At 52.0% G+C, this 16749-nt stretch carries 14 protein-coding genes and 1 tRNA gene; 8 read left to right on the top strand and 7 right to left on the bottom strand.

All coding sequences use genetic code 11. From position 1 onward, the window contains the following. Positions 1-29: 29 nt before the first annotated feature. The 5 genes from KHQ09_RS14195 (at position 30) to KHQ09_RS14215 (ending at position 3642) form a co-directional block, all read left to right on the top strand. A complete protein-coding gene (locus tag KHQ09_RS14195; protein WP_213598905.1) occupies positions 30-650 on the top strand; it encodes a 2,3-bisphosphoglycerate-dependent phosphoglycerate mutase in 621 nt (206 codons plus the stop codon). A 224-nt stretch (positions 651-874) separates the two neighbouring features. Then, positions 875-961 (top strand) — tRNA-Leu (locus KHQ09_RS14200). 110 nt (positions 962-1071) lie between these two features. Next, positions 1072-1281, top strand: a complete 210-nt coding sequence (locus tag KHQ09_RS14205; RefSeq protein ID WP_116088899.1) for a hypothetical protein — start codon at positions 1072-1074, stop codon at positions 1279-1281. A 175-nt stretch (positions 1282-1456) separates the two neighbouring features. After that, positions 1457-2509, top strand: coding sequence for a sensor domain-containing diguanylate cyclase (locus tag KHQ09_RS14210; RefSeq protein ID WP_238481644.1), 1053 nt, complete (start codon positions 1457-1459; stop codon positions 2507-2509). Positions 2510-2799: 290 nt separating this feature from the next. Continuing rightward, the gene (locus tag KHQ09_RS14215; protein WP_175576120.1) at positions 2800-3642 is read left to right on the top strand and encodes an endonuclease/exonuclease/phosphatase family protein; all 843 of its coding nucleotides are present in this window, start codon (positions 2800-2802) and stop codon (positions 3640-3642) included. On the opposite strand, the gene cls is transcribed toward KHQ09_RS14215, so the two are convergent. Continuing rightward, on the bottom strand, positions 3639-5111 hold the full coding sequence (gene cls / locus KHQ09_RS14220; protein WP_213598907.1) for a cardiolipin synthase: 1473 nt from the start codon (positions 5109-5111) through the stop codon (positions 3639-3641). The two genes, KHQ09_RS14215 and cls, sit on opposite strands and share 4 nt — an antisense overlap. A gap of 267 nt (positions 5112-5378) precedes the next feature. On the opposite strand from cls, the gene KHQ09_RS14225 reads away from it, so the two are divergent. Then, entirely contained in the window at positions 5379-5948 is a 570-nt protein-coding gene (locus KHQ09_RS14225; RefSeq protein ID WP_022712447.1) for an HdeD family acid-resistance protein, read from the top strand. Positions 5949-6080: 132 nt separating this feature from the next. Next, positions 6081-7670: a peptide chain release factor 3 gene (locus KHQ09_RS14230; RefSeq protein WP_022712446.1), complete on the top strand. Its 1590-nt coding sequence runs from the start codon at positions 6081-6083 to the stop codon at positions 7668-7670. A gap of 97 nt (positions 7671-7767) precedes the next feature. Here the strand turns inward: KHQ09_RS14230 and KHQ09_RS14235 are convergent, their stop codons facing one another. The 4 genes from KHQ09_RS14235 to ubiE form a co-directional block, all read right to left on the bottom strand. Further along, entirely contained in the window at positions 7768-9087 is a 1320-nt protein-coding gene (locus KHQ09_RS14235) for an ammonium transporter (protein WP_213598909.1), read from the bottom strand. Positions 9088-9387: 300 nt separating this feature from the next. Continuing rightward, the gene (gene coaBC / locus KHQ09_RS14240) at positions 9388-10767 is read right to left on the bottom strand and encodes a bifunctional phosphopantothenoylcysteine decarboxylase/phosphopantothenate--cysteine ligase CoaBC (protein WP_213598910.1); all 1380 of its coding nucleotides are present in this window, start codon (positions 10765-10767) and stop codon (positions 9388-9390) included. Between the two features lie 228 nt (positions 10768-10995). Then, entirely contained in the window at positions 10996-12564 is a 1569-nt protein-coding gene (ubiB, locus tag KHQ09_RS14245; RefSeq protein WP_213598913.1) for a 2-polyprenylphenol 6-hydroxylase, read from the bottom strand. Between the two features lie 76 nt (positions 12565-12640). Next, entirely contained in the window at positions 12641-13468 is an 828-nt protein-coding gene (ubiE, locus tag KHQ09_RS14250; RefSeq protein ID WP_116088906.1) for a bifunctional demethylmenaquinone methyltransferase/2-methoxy-6-polyprenyl-1,4-benzoquinol methylase UbiE, read from the bottom strand. Positions 13469-13878: 410 nt separating this feature from the next. On the opposite strand from ubiE, the gene upp reads away from it, so the two are divergent. Continuing rightward, entirely contained in the window at positions 13879-14505 is a 627-nt protein-coding gene (gene upp / locus KHQ09_RS14255; RefSeq protein ID WP_183956655.1) for a uracil phosphoribosyltransferase, read from the top strand. A 100-nt stretch (positions 14506-14605) separates the two neighbouring features. Here the strand turns inward: upp and deoA are convergent, their stop codons facing one another. Together deoA and KHQ09_RS14265 are read right to left on the bottom strand one after the other, a co-directional pair. Continuing rightward, positions 14606-15919, bottom strand: a complete 1314-nt coding sequence (deoA, locus tag KHQ09_RS14260; protein WP_213598915.1) for a thymidine phosphorylase — start codon at positions 15917-15919, stop codon at positions 14606-14608. A gap of 19 nt (positions 15920-15938) precedes the next feature. Next, positions 15939-16748, bottom strand: coding sequence for a purine-nucleoside phosphorylase (locus KHQ09_RS14265; protein ID WP_213598918.1), 810 nt, complete (start codon positions 16746-16748; stop codon positions 15939-15941). Position 16749: the final 1 nt, after the last annotated feature.

The raw sequence follows: 16749 nt of genomic DNA on the forward strand, positions 1-16749 counted from the left end.
TATTCGTCTATTCAATCGGAGATAAACTTATGTCCCGCACCCTTGTTCTTGTCCGCCACGGCCAAAGCGAATGGAATCTGAAAAACCTGTTTACCGGCTGGCGCGATCCGTCCCTGACCGAACAGGGCCATGCAGAGGCCAAAGCCGCAGGCCAGCGTCTGAAAGATACCGGTCTGAAATTTGATATTGCTTACACATCCGATCTGTCCCGCGCACAGATCACCTGTCAGCATATTCTTGACCAGCTTGGTCAGTCTGATCTGCAGACCATCCGCAATGTTGCGCTGAATGAGCGCGACTATGGTGATCTTTCCGGCCTCAACAAGGATGATGCCCGCGCAAAATGGGGTGAAGAACAGGTTCACGTCTGGCGCCGCTCCTATGATGTGCCGCCTCCGGGCGGTGAAAGCCTGCGCGATACCGGTGCACGCGTCTGGCCTTATTATCTGCACACCATTCAGCCACATGTATTGCGTGGTGAAAAAGTGCTGGTTGCCGCTCACGGCAATTCCCTGCGCGCCCTGATTATGGCTCTGGAAGGTCTGACCAGCGATGAAATCATTGCGCAGGAGCTGAATACCGGCGTACCGATCATTTATGAACTGAATGCAGACAGCACGATCGCTTCCAAGAAAGTGCTGAGCGCATAATCAGAGCCATTCGCTCAGAGTGATTCAAAGCCGGATACATCCATGTGTCCGGCTTTTTTCTTTGCATAATGTGGAAAACAACACACGTCTAAGGTGTTGAAATGATTTTATTTTCCATCCTGAGACGAAAAAACAAAAAAACTTCAAAAAAATACAAATTTTCTGCAATTTTCGATGAAATGCCGTTGACATGAATCACTCTGCCCTTTAAACGGTCACTCAACGCCCAGATGGCGGAATTGGTAGACGCACCAGCTTCAGGTGCTGGCGCTCGCAAGGGCGTGGAGGTTCGAGTCCTCTTCTGGGCACCATATAAAGACTACTACCAAGGTCTTTAACAAAAACACCCGCGCAAGCGGGTTTTTTTGTATCTGCATTTCATCGAACGATATAGCTCCCCCTCTCCTCAGCAGGAAACATTATGGAAACTGTCGCAATTGACAATCGCAGCGAATTTGCTCTCTGGGCTATTCAGCGCGCGCAGGAAATCGTTACACAGCAAGGCGCCGCACTGGCAATGGCAGCACGCGATATGAATGAAGAAGAACTGGCCAGAACTGCAGCCGATCTCGGCTCAGCTATTTCCGATGCCTTGATTGATGTTTTCGACGGATTAATGGTTCAGGAATAATTCGGATATTTTTTATCAGATTATCCCGTTTCCTTTTTTGTAAGAGCGCACTAATATTGAGGTAACATCTGCTGGCGAAACGAAAAAACACCAAAACACGACCAGCAGCATTGTCGTTTATACTACCCGTCTTCGCATGCCACCTTTCTTATAAAACAGAAATCTGGAACATATCTTGATCAGTCAGAATGCTACCCGGCCATTTGAAATCCCTGCGAATGAAGCTGAACGTCTTGTATCTGTTCGCAGCCTGCTTCCTTCTCAGTTCACAATTACAGATGAGCTGAACATTCTCACAACACTTGTCAAAAATATTTTCCACGCGGCATCCTGCGCCGTGACGATTATTGATGAAGACTGGCAACGCATCGCCTCAACGGCAGGCATCAAGGCGGAAGATTGTCCGCGTGAGCAATCTGCATGTACCTATGTCGTTAAATCCGGCCGTCAGTTTATTGTGCAGGATATGACGCGCGATCCCGCTTTCAACAGCAAAAACTATGTTACCGGCGATCCGTCCTTCCGCTTTTATGCAGGGTTTCCGCTGGAGATTGATGCAGGGCTGACATTGGGTGCTTTGTGCATCATTGATACAAAGCCACGCACCCTGAGTGATGATGATTGCGAGGAAATGCGCCGCTTTGCCCTTCTCGCCAGCGCCCTGCTCCGGCTGCAGCGCAAGAATGTTGTTTTGCAAAATGACAAAACCAATTTATGGAAAAACTCTCTGACTGATCCGCTGACGCAGCTCTACAACCGCCGCGCATTGAAGGAATATGTCTCGCCGTTTCTCCGTCAGCATTTTGATGAAAAACGCTCGGCCGGTATCCTGCTGCTGGATATGGATAATTTCAAAACCATCAATGACACGCACGGACATCCGGCCGGTGACAGACTGTTGCGGCAGGCGGCAGAAAGAATTCGTTCCGTTCTGGGCACAGACGATATTCCTGTCCGTATCGGCGGTGATGAATTTTGTATTATTCTGCCGGAAACACAAAGCGATGATACGCTGAAAACGATTGCCGACTGTCTGGTTGATGCATTTCGCATCCCGTTCAAAATCAACGGGCATGATATTCATTCAGCTGTCAGTATCGGCACATTGCTGGTACCCGAGGACGGCCGCACGAGTGAGCAAATGTCCCGCCATGCGGATAAAGCGCTTTACACAGCCAAAGCCCGCGGCCGCAATTGCGCCGTCCGTTTTGACAAGTCGATGCTTTAGACCTGTTTAAACCGCATTCCTGGGCTATAAATATACGAAAGTATCATCTGCTGGTCTGGCAAAAATCACGCATGATATTGCTCGGGGGTGCTCAGCACCCTATATACACGATCTCTGACTGCACTATTCCGGCGCCATAACAACATCCGGATAGGTTCTAGAGCATTTCACAGTCAAGTTGGATCAACTTGACGCCCGTGACAATGCGACCAAATAAAGAATCTAGAGCGAGCGCTATGATCCAATCTGGACGTAAACCGCTCTAGTGATCTGCAATGAGGAAACTGCGCTTGCGTAAGAAATTGCATGACAGGAAATTACCCCAGACAGTTCTGAGAGCAATACGCAACCGGCGCGGCTACCGGCCGCTGGCAGATAATAATCCGAGCGGTGATACAATCGTTGCCTCTTACAATGTCCATAAATGTATCGGCATTGACAAAAAATTCGATCCCGAACGCACGGCTCAGGTCATCTCCGAACTGAATGCCGATATCATTGCTATTCAGGAAGCCGATAAGCGTTTTGGTGAACGCCACGGCCTGCTCAATCTGCAACATCTGGAGAGAGACAGTGGCTTAGTGCCGGTGCCGATCCAGACTATGTCGCCCAACGGCCATGGTTGGCATGGCAATCTGCTTTTATTCCGGCAGGGGCTTATCAGAGATATTCACCAGCTGAAATTACCGGGTGTGGAGCCGCGCGGCGCCGTGGTTGCAGATATTGATCTGGAAGAAGGCCCGCTGCGGATTATTGCCGCACATTTCGGCCTGCTGAAACATTCCCGTTCCCGTCAGGCAGAAACCCTGCTCTCGATGATCCGTGAGGATAATGAGCGTCCGACCATTCTGATCGGCGACCTCAATGAATGGCGCGTCGGCAAAGGCTCCTCGCTGGCAACTTTGCAACCGGTGTTCAACCTCACAGCGGGTGCCGTTCCGAGCTTCCCTTCAAGATTTCCGGTATTGGCGCTGGATCGTATCCTCAGCAGCCCGCAGAAACTTGTTACCTCGGTCGAAGTGCATAACACGCCGCTTGCCCGTATCGCATCGGATCATCTGCCGATCAAAGCCCATCTCGACCTCAGAGCACTGGATTTACCCAATCCGATGCAAGCGCGCTTTTCTGCTTAAAGATAAGGCGACCCCAGCCAGACAATACGCTCCAGCAAACGGCGGGAGAACGGCCGCGCTTTCAGATCGGCCAGCTTGACGCCTGTACCCAGCGCCACATGCTGATCGATGCGTCTGGAAATGGATTTTGCCGTTCCGGCATCATAGATTTCAAGATCAATCTCAAAATTCAGACGCAGAGAACGCGGGTCAAGATTGCTCGAGCCGACATAAGCCCAGACATCATCGACACTCATCAGCTTCGAGTGATTGAACGCACCTTTAGCGCGCCAGATCCGGCAACCATCTTTCAGCAACTGATCGAACTGCGCCGTCATCGCCATATCTACCAGCACCAGATTATTCTGCGCAGGCACAACAATATCAACCGTAACGCCACGCCGCGCAGCCGTTACCAGTGCACTGACCAATTCACGATCCGGCAGCAAATAAGGCGTCATGATACGAATGTGTTTTTCGGCGACGGAAAAAGCGCCCATCATGATTTTATGATTGGTTTCAAGACTCTTATCCGGCCCCGAAGGCACAGCACGCACCAGCAGCCCTTCACCGGGTGAAAAAGCCGGTGGCGTCACAGACCATGCAGCACCACTCAGATGCTCATCTGTGGTAAAGCGCCAGTCTTCGGACGCCGTATTGAACAAATCTGTCACGACCGGCCCTGTGAGGCGAAAATGCGTATCCTGCGCCGCATGATCACGGGCAAATTCCGTGGTGAAGCCCGCACGGATATTCATACCGCCGGTAAAAGCAATTTCCCCGTCAATAATCAGAATTTTACGGTGTGTACGCAGATTGGCATAAGGCAGACGCAGCCCCATAATCAGCTTGCCGTTAAACACCTCTGCCTGCACAGTCTTGGAGCGCAGCAAACCAACGATACTCGGCGTGGAATAACGGGCGCCGACAGCATCCACCAGCACGCGGACTTCCACACCACGGATAACGGCCTTGCCAAGCGCCTCAGCAAATTGCTTGCCGATTTCATCATTATCAAAAATATAGGTTTCCAGCAGAATGCTGCGCTTTGCTCTGCCAATCGCTTCCAGCATGGCTGCATAGGCAATATCACCGCTCTGCAAAACCTCAATATTATTGCCTGACGTCAGATTACAGCGGCTGACAACATCGCCCAGACGCTTCATCGCAATAAAATTTTTGCCGCTGGCATCGCGCACTTCATCCGGCGAGGCATCATAATGCGACAAGTGATAAAGCTCGATATCGGTCATACCCGCACGCTGCATACTCAGCGAGGTTCGTCTGATACGGTTCACACCGGCAATGGCATAGACCACGGCACCGATAATCGGCGACAGCATGATAACGCCGACCCACCCGAGAGCGGAACGGACTTCCTCTTTGGTCATTGTCGCATGAATGGCAGCAATCGCACCGATAATCAGCGAAAAACCAAGCACAATATGCGGCCAGTAAACCGGCCAATATGAAATCAACGCGTCAAACATGCAGGCAAATTATCAGCAATCACCGAGCTTTGGCAAAAGAATTTCGCGCCTGATTTATAATACACAACTTGCCGGATAAAAATTCGGATGCGCTTTAAAAACACAGAACAAAACCTGCACTTCCCAACCCGTTTTTCAACCGCACTAAAGATCCTGATTTTAATATAGTGAAGCAGGATCACATTATAATCATTTGAATTTTGCAATAAATTTAATATGATCATCTTTTAATAAGAGTTGCGTTACTTCATCAACAGGATGACACTCATGTCTTTATCATCAGATATTAAAACTCCGGCACAAGCCATCAGCTCCCTCACTCATAAATGGGGCTGGTTTATCGTTCTGGGCATTGTCATGCTGATGCTCGGTGGTATTGCTTTCGGTAATCTCGTTTTTGCGACCGTGGCATCGGTCTATTACGTAGGTATCACTATTCTGATTGCTGGTATTGTTGAAATCATCCATGCATTCAGTGTTCAGACATGGAAGAGCTTCTTCTTCTGGATGATCAGCGGTGCGCTTTATGCGGCAGCCGGTGTTCTGACCTTCCTCAACCCGCTGCTCGCATCCAGCATTTTCACAATCTTCATCGCCGCAGCACTGCTGGGCTCGGGTGTGTTCCGTATGTGGGTCGCATTTCAGAGCCGCAGCGTTAAAGGCTGGGGCTGGATGCTCGCCGGTGGCCTCATCACTGCCCTCGCCGGTATTGTTATTGCAATCGGCTGGCCGGTCAACAGCCTGTGGATTCTCGGCATGTTCCTTGCCATTGATCTGGTCTTCCAGGGTTGGGCGATGATCGCACTGGGCTTTGGCCTCAAAACCATGCGCGGCTGATAAAACCGCTTTATGAAAAGGGCGTTTTCTGCTTTCAACGGCAGAAAACGCCCTTTTGCATTTCAGGTCGACGAACTGCCGCGATGCTGCTAGAAGGCACACCTGTCCAATTTTATATTATCCGAGCTCTTTATGCCTGAACAAACGACCCCCGCCTCGCATCGTCGCACATTCGCGATCATTGCGCATCCGGACGCCGGTAAAACCACGCTGACTGAAAAACTGCTGCTATTCGGCGGTGCTATTCAGCTTGCCGGTGAAGTTAAGGCAAAGAAAGACCGCATCCAGACCCGTTCCGACTGGATGAATATTGAGCGCGACCGCGGTATTTCCGTCGTCACCTCGGTGATGACCTTTGAATATAAAGACTGCATCTTCAACCTGCTGGATACACCGGGTCACGAAGACTTTGCGGATGACACCTATCGCACGCTCACAGCCGTTGACAGTGCCGTCATGGTGATTGATGCCGCCAAAGGTATCGAACCGCGTACGCTGAAACTGTTTGAAGTCTGCCGTATGCGTGACATTCCGATTGTCACTTTCATCAACAAGATGGACCGTGAAGCCCGCGACCCGTTTGAAATTCTCGACGAGATCGAAGAAAAACTGGCGCTGGATACAGCACCGATCACATGGCCGATCGGCTCCGGCAAGAGCTTTGCCGGCACCTATGATCTGCACAATAACACCATCCGCCGTCAGGATACCGAAGAGCAGCCGACACCGGTCAGCGGCCCTGACGATGCGCTGGCCGCCGGTCTGCTGCCGGAAAATGAACGTGAAAACTTCATTGAAAGCGTGGAAATGGCACGCGGTGTCTGCCGTGAATTTGATCTGCAGTCTTTCCGTGAAGGTCACCTGACGCCGGTTTATTTCGGCTCTGCGCTGAAGAAATTCGGTGTGCGCGATCTGATTGAAGCTTTCTGCGATTACGGCCCGAGCCCGCGCGCGCAAGATGCCGACACCCGCCGCGTTGAAGCCGATGAAGAAAAAATGACTGGTTTCGTGTTCAAGATTCAGGCGAATATGGATCCGAACCACCGCGACCGCATCGCCTTCCTGCGCGTCTGCTCCGGCAAACTGTCCCGTGGCATGAAAGCCAAGCTGGTGCGTACCGGCAAGCCGATGAGCCTTTCCGCTCCGCAGTTCTTCTTTGCCCGTTCCCGCCAGATCGCCGACGAGGCGTTTGCCGGTGACGTGGTTGGCATTCCGAACCACGGAACTCTGCGCATCGGTGACACGCTGACCGAGGGTGAAGACCTGCTGTTCCGTGGCGTACCAAACTTCGCGCCGGAAATTCTGCGTCGCGTGCGTCTTGATGATGCGATGAAGGCCAAGAAGCTGCGTGAAGCTCTCCAGCAAATGGCTGAAGAAGGCGTGGTACAGCTATTCCTGCCGGATGACGGCTCTCCGGCGATTGTCGGCGTGGTCGGAGCCCTGCAGATCGACGTTCTGACTGAACGCCTCAAGATCGAATATTCGCTACCGGTCGGCTTTGAAATGTCGCGCTTCAGCCTGTGCCGCTGGATCTCTTCCGATGATCCGGCTGAGCTGAACCGTTTCATCGCTACCCATCGCGCCGATATTGCTCATGATCTGGATAATGATCCGGTCTATCTGACGCCGAATGCATTCTCGCTGAATTATGAAGCAGAACGCTGGAAAGCCATCAAATTTGCCGCGATCAAAGATTATCAGGTTCGCGACATTAAGAAATAAACATAATAAATCCGCGTAACCGGTTTCTGCTGTCATCTTCTGCGGATGATCTGACAGAGCCGGTTACGCGGCAGCCCCTCTGCGGCTGAACTTGTTTTTATGAATGCACAGTCTCGCCGTGCAGATTGATATCGAGACCTTCGATTTCCGTGGCCTTGGACACTCGCAGCCCCATGAATATTCTGATGACAAAAACGATCAGGGCAGTCATCAGCGCCGTGTAAAGCATGGTCACCACCACACCATAAAGCTGCTTGAGAACCGTCGCGCCTTCCGAGAGCGGATTGATCGCCGCATCTGCAAACAGGCCGGTGAGAAGCGCCCCGATAATACCGCCGACACCATGCACACCAAAAGCATCCAGACTGTCGTCATAGCCGAGCCAGTGCTTGAGCTTGACTGCCGCGAAATAACAGCCTGCACCTGAGGCCACGCCGATCATCAGCGCCCCTGCCGGATTAACAAAGCCTGCAGCCGGTGTAATCCCCACGAGACCAGCCACCGCGCCGGAGATAATACCCAGCACACTCGGCCGCTTTGTCGCCAGCCATTCCACAACCATCCAGCTCAGCGCAGCCGCAGCAGCGGCAACCTGCGTATTCACCATGGCTACTGCAGCAATACCATTCGCACCACCGGCAGAACCGGCATTGAAACCAAACCAGCCGACCCAAAGCAGCGATGCACCAATCAGCGAATAGACCAGATTATGCGGTGCCATATTCACCTGTCCGTAGCCGTCACGCTTGCCCAGCATTAACGCCACAACCAGACCGGCAATACCGGAATTGATATGCACGACCGTGCCACCGGCAAAATCCAGTACGCCGTCACCACCGAGAAAACCGCCGCCCCACACCCAATGCGCCACCGGCACATAGACAATGAACAGCCACAAAATGGTGAAGATCAGCAGCGCTGAGAATTTCATCCGCTCGGCAAATGCACCAACAATCAGTGCGGGCGTGATGATCGCAAATGTCATCTGAAAGGTGATAAACACATATTCAGGAATTGTGCCGGTCAGGGATGCCGGAGTGACACCCGCAAAAAACGCTTTCGACAATCCGCCGATAAAAGCATTGGCACTGCCGCCGTCACTGAAAGCCAGCGAGTAACCGGCCACCATCCACAATACGGAAGCCACACAGGCAATTGCAAAACTTTGCATAGTGGTTGCCAGTGCATTCTTACCGCGCACCATGCCGCCATAAAACAGCGCCACACCCGGTATGGTCATCAGCAAAACCAGCACTGTGGAGGTCAGCATCCACGCGGTATCACCGGTGTCAGCCACAGCTGCCGCATCCTGCGCAAATGCCTGTGCATATGGAAAAACTATCAATACAGCCAAAGCACCGAATGCAGCTTTGAATAAACTGCGTGCTGATAATCTGGGCTCTCTGAAAATAAGCATCAAAATCTCCCGTATCTGCCGGAAGCCCTGCAACAGGCAGGCTTCTGTGGCTCAACAGAGACAGAGCAATTTTCATGCCAAACTGTGAAAAATCATTAATCAGGAACAGAGTCAAAATAATAAGCTGCTGATTTTATGTTAAAAATATTTCCACTTAAAAAATGGATTCTTTAACGACAAGTACTATTGATATTCGTTGAGCACAAAGAGCAGACACTCGTTAAAAACAGATTTGCCTAAAAATAAAGCAGCACATATATGCAAGCCTTATTTTTAGGCAATCAGTTTAAAAATAACTATTCAGCTTAAAGCAGCAGCAATCTTTTCAGCCAGCCGCAATGCCACTTCATCCTTATCCAGCAGCGGCCATTCGTCCACGCCATCACGGCTGACCAGCAACACCTGATTATGATCGCCGCCCATCACGCTGCCACCATCTTCAGAAAAACTCACATTATTCGCGACAATCCAGTTCGCGCCTTTTTTATCCAGCTTCTTGCGGGCATTTTCGACCACATTTTGCGTCTCGGCAGCGAAACCAACAACGAGACGCGGACGCTGTGCGTGATGACCAATCGTTGCGAGAATGTCCGGATTCTCCACCATCTGCAAAGACGGCGCCGCCTCACCTGCCTGTTTTTTAATCTTTTGATCCGCCGCGTTGGCTGTGCGCCAATCGGCAACGGCCGCAACCATCACCGCCGCATCAGCGGGCAATTGCGCCTCAACCGCATCGCGCATTTGCCGCGCCGTCTCCACATGGATGGTTGTAACGCCCTGCGGATCAGGAATGGTCACCGGTCCCGCTACCAGCCGTACATCTGCACCAAGCCGCACCAGAGCCGCAGCAATTGCATGCCCCTGCTTGCCCGACGAGCGATTGGCAATATAGCGCACCGGATCAATCGGCTCATGGGTCGGCCCCGATGTAATGATGATTTTCTTACCTGCCAGCGGCAAAGACTGCACGGGTAACAGCAATTGCTCGATCTTCGCCACGATCTGCAAAGGCTCACTCATGCGCCCCGTACCGGCCTCACCCTTTTCAGCCATTTCACCATACTCAGGGCCGATAAAATGCACACCATCCTGATGCAGCACCTTCACATTGCGCTGCGTCGCCGGATTATTCCACATCGCCGGATTCATTGCAGGCGCTATCAATACCGGCACTTTGCGCGCCAGCAGAATAGCCGCTGCCAGATCACCGCCCAGCCCTGCCACCATCTGCGCCATACGATCAGCCGTCACAGGAGCCACCACAATCAGATCGGCATCACGCGCCAGCCTGACATGGCCGACATCCTGCTCATCCTCACGGGAAAACAAATCCGTATAAACATGGTCGGCAGCCAAAGCACCGACAGACAACGGCGTGATAAAAGCCTGCGCTGCTTGCGTCATCACCGGCCGCACCTGTGCGCCACGCTCTTTCAAACGGCGGATCAAATCCAGCACCTTATAGGCAGCAATGCCACCGCCGATAATCAGCAAAATCCGTTTGCCTTTAAGGCTCTGCGCAACAGGATCAGATGCCGGAGCCAAAGGAGCAGGCACTTGTGTTTCGCCCGATAAAAGAACCCGCACTTCTTCTTCCATCGAGCGGCCATTGGCTGCCGCCTGACGGCGCAGAGCTTCTTTTACATCTTCATCAAGATTACGGATTGTGATGCTGGCCATGATAGAGCATTCCTAAGTTATCTTAAATGATAGGAAATGCTCTATCTATTTGTTTACGCATTTCCGGACGTATCGAAGCGGGATAAAAAATCAATCCAGTGAATTGATTTTCCCGCGAAGGCGCTTCACACTTTTGCTGGAAATGCTTGCCTCCAACAAAAAAGCGATACTCCTTTCAGAATACCGCTTTTCTGCTCAAATTTGCAATCATTTATGCAATCAATGCAATCAAAAGAGCAATTTTACCGTCAGGATCACCACACAGACCGCTATCACAATCTGGGCAATCCGGCCTGAGCGCGTATGCCGTGCTTCTGCTTTGCCGATAGCCGCAGCGGTCGCATCATCAAAACGCAGACCATTGGCAGCCATATTGTCCAGCTCTCCGGAAAGCCGCTCCAGCCGCTTGGTCAGCTCCGGTGTCTGACGCATGAAATGCAGCAATGCCATGCCGCTTTCTTTCACATCAGCCGCAATACCGACAGGCCCCAGATTTTTACGGATCCAGCCACCGACAACCGGCTCTGCCGACTTCCACATATTGAAATTCGGATCAAGCGTGCGCGACACACCTTCAACCACAACCATTGTCTTCTGCAGCATAATCAGTTCAGCACGGGTTTCCATGTCAAACAGCTCAGTTACCTCAAACAGCAGGGTCAGCAGCTTCGCCATTGAAATGGTTTCAGCAGGCTGGCCATGAATCGGCTCACCGATTGCGCGGATTGCCTGCGCAAAGCTCGCCACATCATGATGATGTGGCACATAGCCGGCCTCAAAATGCACCTCGGCCACACGACGATAATCGCGCGTGATAAAACCATAAAGAATTTCTGCCAGAAAACGGCGCTGCTGCTTATTGAGACGACCGGTAATACCAAAATCCACCGCAACAATTGTGCCTTTGGCATCCACAAACAGGTTGCCCGGATGCATATCCGCATGGAAAAAACCGTCGCGCAGCGTATGGCGCAGGAAGGACTGGATCAATGTGCGCGCCAGTTTCTGCAGATCAAAACCGGCAGCACGTAAGCCCTCGACATCCGACATTTTAATGCCGTCGATCCACTCCATGGTCAGCACATCACGACCGGTGCGCTCCCAATCCACGGCAGGCACACGGAAACCTTCGTCACCCTTGATATTTTCGGCAATTTCGGACAGTGCGGCCGCTTCCAGCCGCAAATCCATCTCGATACGCGTGGTTTGTGCAAGCGTTTCAGCCACCATGACCGGACGCAGACGGCGCGTCACCGGTACGAAGCGCTCCTGCAGGCGCGCAACCATGAAGAAGCCTTCAAGATCCTGCGCGAAACGCTGACGCACACCCGGACGGATGACTTTAACGGCAACTTTGCGCGTACCGCCAACAAATGCCGGATGCACCTGCGCCATGGATGCAGCAGCAATCGGCGCATCAAATTCCGTATAAAGATCATCAATTGTGCGGCCGAGCGAGCCCTCAACCGTACGCTTTGCAGCCTCTTCAGAGAAGAAATCCATCCGGTCCTGCAAAAGCTGCAAATCATCCGCAACTTCCTTGCCGACGAAATCAGGACGCGTAGCCAGAAACTGACCGAGCTTTACATAAGACGGCCCCAACCGGTTCATCGCCCGCGACATGCGTTCTGAACGCGCTGTATCGCGCGAGCGTTTACGTGCCAGAGCCCCTGCAACACGGTGAGCAAAAGCAGGTAAACCGCTCAGGCCTTCTGCCGGCAATGCGCTGATTACACCTTCACGGGTCATCACCCAACCGGCATGGATCAGTCGGAAACTAGCAGCAATGCGGCCCATAACTCACTCACTTTACAGAGCGCATTCCGGAAATCCTGTAGTAATTTCCGGAATTAAAATGCGCGGGAAATAATAATCAGATTTTCCAGCCAGAATGCAGGCTGGCAATACCGCCGGTGAAATTACGCCATGTCACGCGGGAAAAACCGGCCGCTGTAATCATATTGGCAAAATCCTGCTGTTTCGGGAATTTGCGGATGGATTCAACCAGATATTTATAGGAATCCGCATCACCGGTCACCATCTTGCCGATAGCCGGAATCGCATGGAACGACCACTGGTCATAAATCTTATCCAGCAGTGGCATTTCAACTTCGGAAAATTCAAGGCAGAGAAAACGGCCACCCGGCTTCAGCACGCGGAAAGCCTCGCTCAGCGCCCAGTCAATATGCGGCACATTGCGGATACCAAAAGCAATCGTATAAGCATCAAATGAATTATCGTCGAAAGGCAGTTTTTCGGCATTTGCCTCGACAAAGTCCACATTATTCAGCAGACCTTTTTTGGCCGCGCGCTCCTGCCCGACAGCCAGCATCGAACCGTTAATATCAAGCACAGTTGTATGCGCCTGACGGTCTGATGCTTCAACAATACGGAAAGCAATATCACCGGTACCACCAGCCACATCGAGCGAGCGCCAGTTCTGAATATGCGACGGGATTTTCGGCGGTGCCAGCCAAGCAACCATTGCATCTTTCCACGCACGGTGCAGACCGGCAGACATCAGATCATTCATCACATCATAGCGCTTGGCCACACTGTGAAAAACTTCATTCACCAGCCCCTGTTTGGATTCCTCATCGACATTCTGAAAGCCGAAAGAATTTTCCATACCGCCATGGGCACCGACACGGCTCTCATCTGCACCCTGATCCGCTGTAGAATTTTCGTGTTGCTGGCTCATAATTTATCCTGTCCTGCCCGCCTGACCTAGGGGTCAAGATTGAGGCATTGCATAGAAGCCTGAAACTGCAAATTTCAAACTATGCCTGATGAAACATCTGCCCAGTAGCATATAAAGGCTGGGCGCGATGTTACAAGCAAATACGGCAAAGTTTGATACGACTTAACAAAATTTGCGCTGCAAAGCCGCAGGAAACATGATTCTTTTTACCACTAAAACCCGTCACAGTTTCGTGTAGCTCTGCGCATTCATCCATAAAGCCTGCATTCTCTTTGAGAGAATTGTATAAAACGGGATAAATTTAAGCCCTGCTGCTTTTCCATACCCGTATTTTCGCTTATTGCGGTCTGGAAAATTCATCGGCTTCGGCTAATAATGCAAAAAATAAATTTTGAAAGCAGCGGGATATTATGAGCGTTACGGTAGTTAGTCATCCGCTTGTTCAGCACAAGCTCACCATTATGCGCATGAAAGAAACTTCAACCGCCAGCTTCCGGCGGTTGCTGAAAGAGATTTCCCTTCTGCTTTGCTATGAAGTGACCCGCGATCTCGATCTGACAACAACCATGATCGAAACGCCGATGCAGCCAATGGAATCGCCGATCCTCGACGGTAAGAAGCTGGTTTTCGCATCCATCCTGCGTGCAGGTAATGGTCTGCTGGAAGGTATGCTCGATCTGGTGCCTGCGGCACGCGTTGCCCATATCGGTCTCTATCGCGATCACAAGACTTTGCAGCCGGTGGAATATTACTTCAAAGCGCCGGAAGATATCGTCAACCGCCTGATTATTGTGGTTGATCCGATGCTGGCAACCGGCAACTCAGCTGTTGAGGCGATCACCAAGCTGAAAGAGCGCGGCGCAAGCAATATCCGCTTCCTCTGCCTGCTGGCAGCGCCGGAAGGCATCAAGCATTTTGCGGAAGTGCATCCGGATGTGCCGATCTATACAGCGGCCATTGATGAGAAGCTGAATGAAGACGGCTATATTGTTCCGGGTCTTGGTGATGCCGGTGACCGTATGTACGGCACCAAATAATAAGATTGCGACCGTATGTACGGCACCAAGTAACTAAAAAGCGACCGTATGGTCGGCACCAAAAATGAAATAAAAAACGGCGCTCAAAGCGCCGTTTTTTTTATGCAGTTACGGTTTCATAAATCACCGGATTGAGCTGCGGTTCACTATCACTCAGCATCATCGCCTGCCGCACCATCTGCACAGCCTGATCGGCTTTGTCTTGCGTCTGCGCATGAACCAATGCCAGCACATCACTAGCTTTAACTTCACTGCCCAACGGCAGAATATTGGTCACACCGACAGAAGGGTCGATCTGATCCTGCGGGCGCATACGCCCGCCGCCCAATGCGACAACACTCATGCCGACTGCGCGTGTATCTATGGCGCTGATATAACCATCACGCTCAGCACACACCGGCACCTGAATAGGCGCAACCGGCAGATAATGCGCGGCTCTTTCAACGAAATCTGCAGGTCCGCCAAGGCCAGAAACCATACGGCCGAATTTTTCTGCGGCACTGCCATTATCCAGAGCCGTTTGCGCTTTTGCCAAACCATCCGCAACAGTTTGAGCCAGACCTGCTGTTACCAGCATATGGGCGGCAAAATTTAGCACCACTTCGGCGAGGCGTTCCTGACGCTTGGCACCGGTCAGGAAGTCAACCGCATTACGCACTTCCACTGCATTACCGGCACAATCGGCCAGCGGCTCGTTCATATCGGTAATCAGTGCACTGGTCGGTAGCCCCGCACCATTAGCCACCTGCACCAGACTTTGCGCCAAAGCCTGCGAAGCTTCAAATGTCGGCATAAAAGCACCGCTGCCGGTTTTCACATCCAGCACCAGCCCGCCAATACCGGAAGCCAGTTTTTTCGAGAGAATAGAAGCGGTAATCAGCGGAATGGATTCCACAGTCGCCGTCACATCACGCACGGCATAAAAGCGCTTATCCGCCGGTGCCAAATCGCCGGTCGGGCCGATGATGGCACAACCGCAATCGCGCACAACTTTGTCGAACAAGGCTTTATCAGGATAGCTTTGATAGCCGAGGATGGCATCCATCTTGTCCAACGTACCGCCGGTATGGCCAAGGCCGCGACCGGAGATCATTGGCACAAAAGCACCGCAGGCAGCTACAATCGGTGCCAACATCAAAGACACATTATCGCCGACACCTCCGGTGGAATGTTTATCGACCACAGGCCCGTCCAGATCGCGCCATTCCAACACATCGCCGGAATATTGCATGGCCGTCGTCAGCGCCACAGCCTCATCACGGGTCATACCATTGAAATAAACCGCCATGCCAAAGGCAGCAATCTGCCCTTCACTCACACTGCCATCGGTAATACCGCGCACAAATGCCTTGATTTGCTCCGCGCTCAAAATCTGCTTATCGCGTTTTGCCCGAATGATTTCCTGTGGCAGCATAGCGGCACCTTTTTAACGATCAGCCGATTTCGCCAACCAGTATCTTGATAATTTTTTGCAGTTTCTGGCCGCCCAAAGGCGCCATTGTTTTGGTTTCATGGTGGGAGAGTTCATCGCCGCTCATGCCTGCACCATAATTGGTGATAACCGAACAAGCGGCAGCCCGCAGCCCCAGAAAACGCGCCAAAATCACTTCCGGCACAGTGGACATGCCCACAGCATCGGCACCCAGCACCCGCGCCATGCGGATTTCTGCCGGTGTTTCAAAAGACGGGCCGGAGAACCACATATAGACACCCTCATACAGCTTCTCATCAGCAGCGCGCGCCGCATCGCGGAAAGCCTGCTTGAGGTCTGCATCATAGGCCGCTGTCATGCCGGTAAAACGCGCATCTGTATGTTCGCCGATCAGCGGGTTCATACCGGAATAATTGATATGATCATCAATCAGCATCACGCTGCCGGGTGCCATATCCTGCACCACAGAACCGGCGGCATTGGTCAGGATCAGGGTTTCAATGCCAAGTGCTTTCAGTGTCTCCAGCACAGGGCGCATCGCCGCTGCATCGCCCTGTTCATAATAATGTGCACGTCCTGCCAGCACCATTACCAGCTTGCCCATTAGCCGACCGACAACCACCTCGCCCGCATGGCCGCTGACGCCGCTTTTCGGAAAGCGAGGCAGATCGGAATAACGGATATGCACCGGATCATCGAGTTCGCTGACCAGACCGCCAAGACCGGAACCCAGCACAATAGCAACTTTCAGCGTTTCACCGGCAAAAGCTTCATTGAGACGGGCGCGTAAAATCAAAGCTGCTTCGGTCATG

The sequence above is a fragment of the Pseudochrobactrum algeriensis genome, from assembly GCF_018436245.1.
Classification (GTDB): Bacteria; Pseudomonadota; Alphaproteobacteria; order Rhizobiales; family Rhizobiaceae; genus Pseudochrobactrum; species Pseudochrobactrum saccharolyticum.